3 protein-coding genes are annotated in these 3,830 nt (G+C 42.1%); 1 reads left to right on the top strand and 2 read right to left on the bottom strand.

Annotated features, from left to right (window positions below):
* Window positions 1–64 precede the first annotated feature (64 nt).
* Complete coding sequence (gene adhP / locus BTU61_RS07530) at window positions 65–1,087, bottom strand: alcohol dehydrogenase AdhP (RefSeq protein ID WP_200773013.1); 1,023 nt, start codon at window positions 1,085–1,087, stop codon at window positions 65–67.
* Window positions 1,088–1,379: 292 nt separating this feature from the next.
* Window positions 1,380–2,195: a Cof-type HAD-IIB family hydrolase gene (locus BTU61_RS07525; protein WP_200773012.1), complete on the bottom strand. Its 816-nt coding sequence runs from the start codon at window positions 2,193–2,195 to the stop codon at window positions 1,380–1,382.
* Between the two features lie 174 nt (window positions 2,196–2,369).
* On the opposite strand from BTU61_RS07525, the gene BTU61_RS07520 reads away from it, so the two are divergent.
* On the top strand, window positions 2,370–3,791 hold the full coding sequence (locus BTU61_RS07520; RefSeq protein ID WP_200773011.1) for an NCS2 family permease: 1,422 nt from the start codon (window positions 2,370–2,372) through the stop codon (window positions 3,789–3,791).
* Window positions 3,792–3,830 lie beyond the last annotated feature (39 nt).

Below are 3,830 nucleotides of genomic sequence, written 5' to 3'. Positions count from 1 at the left end.
TTTTGTCCCAGCCTCCTTATAAATAGTTTTCTATTAAGGACACTAGACTCCGTATCCGTGCCTTTTAGTTTGTGAAGTCAAGTACCATACGTCCTTGAATGGTTCCAGCTTCCATTTCGTCAAAGACTTTAACAGCATCTTCTACAGGACGTTTTTGAACGACTGGAACAACCAAGCCTTCTGCACCAAATTGGAAGGCTTCTTCCAAGTCTTTACGGGTACCTACGAGTGAACCAATAACTTGGATACCGTCAAGGACAGTCTTCACGATGCTGAGGTCCATCATTTCTGAAGGAAGACCAACTGCGACAACGCGGCCACCTGCACGAACAGAATCGACTGCTTGGTTGAAGGCAACTTTTGAAACAGCTGTTACGACAGCTGAATGAGCTCCACCATTTGTTTTTTCTTTGATCAATCCTGGAACATCTGCAACTTCTTTACCGTTGATTACGATGTCAGCTCCAACTTCTTTGGCCAATTCCAGTTTATCGTTGTTGATATCGACTGCGATAACGTGTGCATTGAATACTTTTTTAGCGTATTGAACAGCTAGGTTTCCGAGGCCTCCAGCACCATAGAGGACAACCCATTGTCCAGGTTCAACTTTGGCTTCTTTGATAGCTTTATAAGTAGTAACCCCCGCACAAGTGATAGATGAAGCTTGGGCTGGGTCTAATCCTTCAGGTACTTTCACTGCGTAATCTGCAGTAACGATACATTGTTCAGCCATTCCTCCATCAACAGAGTAACCTGCATTTTTTACAGTACGGCAAAGGGTTTCGCGACCTGTTGTACAGTATTCACAAGTCCCACAACCTTCGAAGAACCAAGCAACACTGACACGGTCACCAACTTTTAAGCTTTTTACATCAGGAGCCACTTCTTTGACGATACCAATTCCTTCATGTCCAAGGACGCGGCCTGGAACTTTTCCAAAGTCACCATGTGCAACGTGCAAGTCAGTGTGGCAGACACCACAGTATTCGATTTGAACAAGAGCTTCGCCAGTTTCAAGTGGACGGACTTCTTTATTAGCAACGATTTCTACACCAGTACCTTCTGGATTTACAACAACAGCTTTCATTTTGTTCCTCCTTAAGTGAACAAGAGGCGTATTAGATTTTTGAAAACGCTTCTTTAATAACTATGTTAATAATATCACAAACTATTAGGGAGAGCAATAAAAAAAATGGAAAAAAAGGGAAGGAAATGTTAACCGCTTAAGAATTTGAAGGACAAAAGAGAGTGGGACATAAATCGTTCATCCGTTAGAATTCGATTTCGTTGTCCCACCTCCGCACAGNNACTCAACCACTGCGTCTTGATCGACAATCAAAAAACAAGAAGAGGCTAGGACTTTTGTCCCAGCCTCTGGATCAGTCTATGAACAATTCTCTTAATTGGCGTGCGACACCGTCTTCGTTGTTTGTGTAGTTTGTTATGAAATCTGCATAGGGAAGTAAGACTGAACTCGCATTTTTCATCGCGTATCCACACCCAGCAAGAGCTAGCATCTCAGTATCATTGTGCTCGTCTCCAAAAGCAATCAAATCCTTCCGATCCATATTGAGTTTATCCAGAAGGTAAGTCAGGGCTGATGCTTTGGTTATATTTTTAGGATTGCACTCCAAAATATTTAAGGGGCCACCCCAGGTATTGATGGATAGGTTGTAGTTATAATACCGATTCATATCCTCTGCAAGAGCATATTTATCTTCAGCCTTTGTCTGAAAAAGAATGCAGTTTGGATCACTCGTTACCCTCTCTGGATGAAATTGATTTTCGGGCTGGAAAGCTTCAATTCCGAATAGTTGGGGATCGGCAATCTGGTCATTAGGATCTGTTATAAAAAATTTATTACGGTATTCACCGGCAATGAAGTCTGCTTGGATGGCGTCACGATGGGAAACCATGTCTAGTAAATATTTTTTATCCAAGGTCAAACATTGTTCTTCGCTCCATTTTTTTCCAGGAAGGTGGGTGAGGGAGCCGTTGAAATTGATCATAGGGGTATCGAGTTCGAGTTCTTGGTAGTAGGTATGGGCCATGCGATAGGGACGGCCTGTTGTAATGATCACTTTATGTCCAAGGGCGCTAACTTTCTTTATGGTCTCAACAGTGAAGTCGCTTAATTTACTTTCCGAATTCAGGAGAGTGCCATCTAAATCCAGAGCGATTAGTTTCTTTTTCATATGTAGGTTCCTTTCGAGAAGAATGAGATCATTATATCAGAAAATAAGAAAAACTGCTTGAAAATAAAAAGAGAAGGAGAATTTCTTGAAATCCGAAATATATTTTGATAAAATAGAAATAACGTTCGCAAATTGATTGGGAGCGAGAATGATGAAAAAGGAGTTTTTTCTGAAATGGATAAGTTTTTTAAACTTTCAGAACATGGAACCACTGTTCGAACAGAGGTTCTTGCTGGTTTGACAACCTTTTTTGCGATGAGTTATATCCTCTTCGTAAATCCGCAAATGTTGTCACAAACAGGAATGCCAGCTCAAGGGGTCTTTCTTGCAACGATTATTGGATCAGTTGTTGGTACCTTGATGATGGCCTTTTATGCTAATTTGCCATATGCTCAAGCGCCAGGGATGGGCTTGAATGCCTTCTTTACCTTCACTGTTGTATTTGGAATGGGCTATACGTGGCAAGAAGCCTTGGGAATGGTCTTTATTTGTGGTGTGATTTCATTGATCATCACCTTGACAAAAGTGCGTAAGATGATTATCGAGTCGATTCCAACAGCCCTTCGTTCAGCGATTTCAGCTGGGATTGGAATTTTCTTGGCCTATGTAGGAATCAAAAATGCCGGATTTTTGAAATTTACGATTGACCCCCATACCTATACCGTTGTTGGGAAGGGAGCGGACCAAGCCAATGCGACGATTGCGGCCAATGCAGCAGCAGTTCCAGGTTTGGTAGACTTTAATAATCCGGCGGTACTTTTAGCTCTGGCAGGTCTAGCGATTACCATTTTCTTCGTCGTGAAGGGAGTCAAGGGAGGGATTATCCTTTCCATCTTCGCGACGACTGTTTTGGGAATTCTGGTCCATGTCGTAGATGTGTCGAAAATCGACTTCGCAAGTACCCATCTAGGAGCTGCTTTTAAAGACTTGGGTACCATCTTTGGTCAAGCCTTGGGATCAAAAGGATTGGGTTCTTTGATTTCCAATACGTCTCGTTTACCTGAGACCTTGATGGCCATTTTGGCCTTCTCTTTGACCGATATTTTTGATACGATCGGAACTCTAATCGGTACGGGTGAAAAAGTTGGAATCATCGCGACAAGTGGTGAAAATCATGAGTCAGTTAAGTTGGATAAGGCTCTTTACTCTGATTTGGTGGCAACTTCAGTAGGTGCCATTGCTGGTACTTCAAACGTGACAACTTATATTGAATCTGCAGCAGGTATCGGTGCTGGTGGTCGTACTGGTTTGACAGCTCTAGTGGTTGCGATCTGTTTTGCTGTTTCAAGTATCTTTAGTCCTTTGTTGGCTATTGTCCCAACAGCTGCCACTGCCCCAATTCTGATTGTTGTGGGGATCATGATGTTAAGTGGTTTGAAAAATATCCATTGGGAAGATATGTCAGAAGCGATTCCTGCTTTCTTCACATCGATCTTTATGGGCTTCAGTTATTCCATCACACAAGGGATTGCGGCTGGATTTATCACTTATAGCTTTGTAAAAGTGGTGAAAGGGGAAGCAAAAGACGTGCATAGCATGATTTGGATCTTGGATCTTCTCTTTATTTTGAACTATATCAGCATGGCTTTGAATTAATTGATCAGAAATGAATAACGAAGAAGAGGCTGGGACAAA

This window comes from Streptococcus lactarius (assembly GCF_016642265.1).
In the GTDB taxonomy this organism is placed as follows: Bacteria; Bacillota; Bacilli; order Lactobacillales; family Streptococcaceae; genus Streptococcus; species Streptococcus lactarius.
The sequence above is the reverse complement of the archived record's forward strand: the minus strand, read 5'-3'. Positions and strand labels throughout refer to the sequence as shown.

Bases quoted from the DNA above. Each gene is read 5' to 3' on its own strand.
- adhP (WP_200773013.1), bottom strand. From the start codon at position 1,087: ATGAAAGCTGTTGTTGTAAATCCAGAAGGTACTGGTGTAGAAATCGTT.
- BTU61_RS07525 (WP_200773012.1), bottom strand. From the start codon at position 2,195: ATGAAAAAGAAACTAATCGCTCTGGATTTAGATGGCACTCTCCTGAAT.
- BTU61_RS07520 (WP_200773011.1), top strand. From the start codon at position 2,370: ATGGATAAGTTTTTTAAACTTTCAGAACATGGAACCACTGTTCGAACA.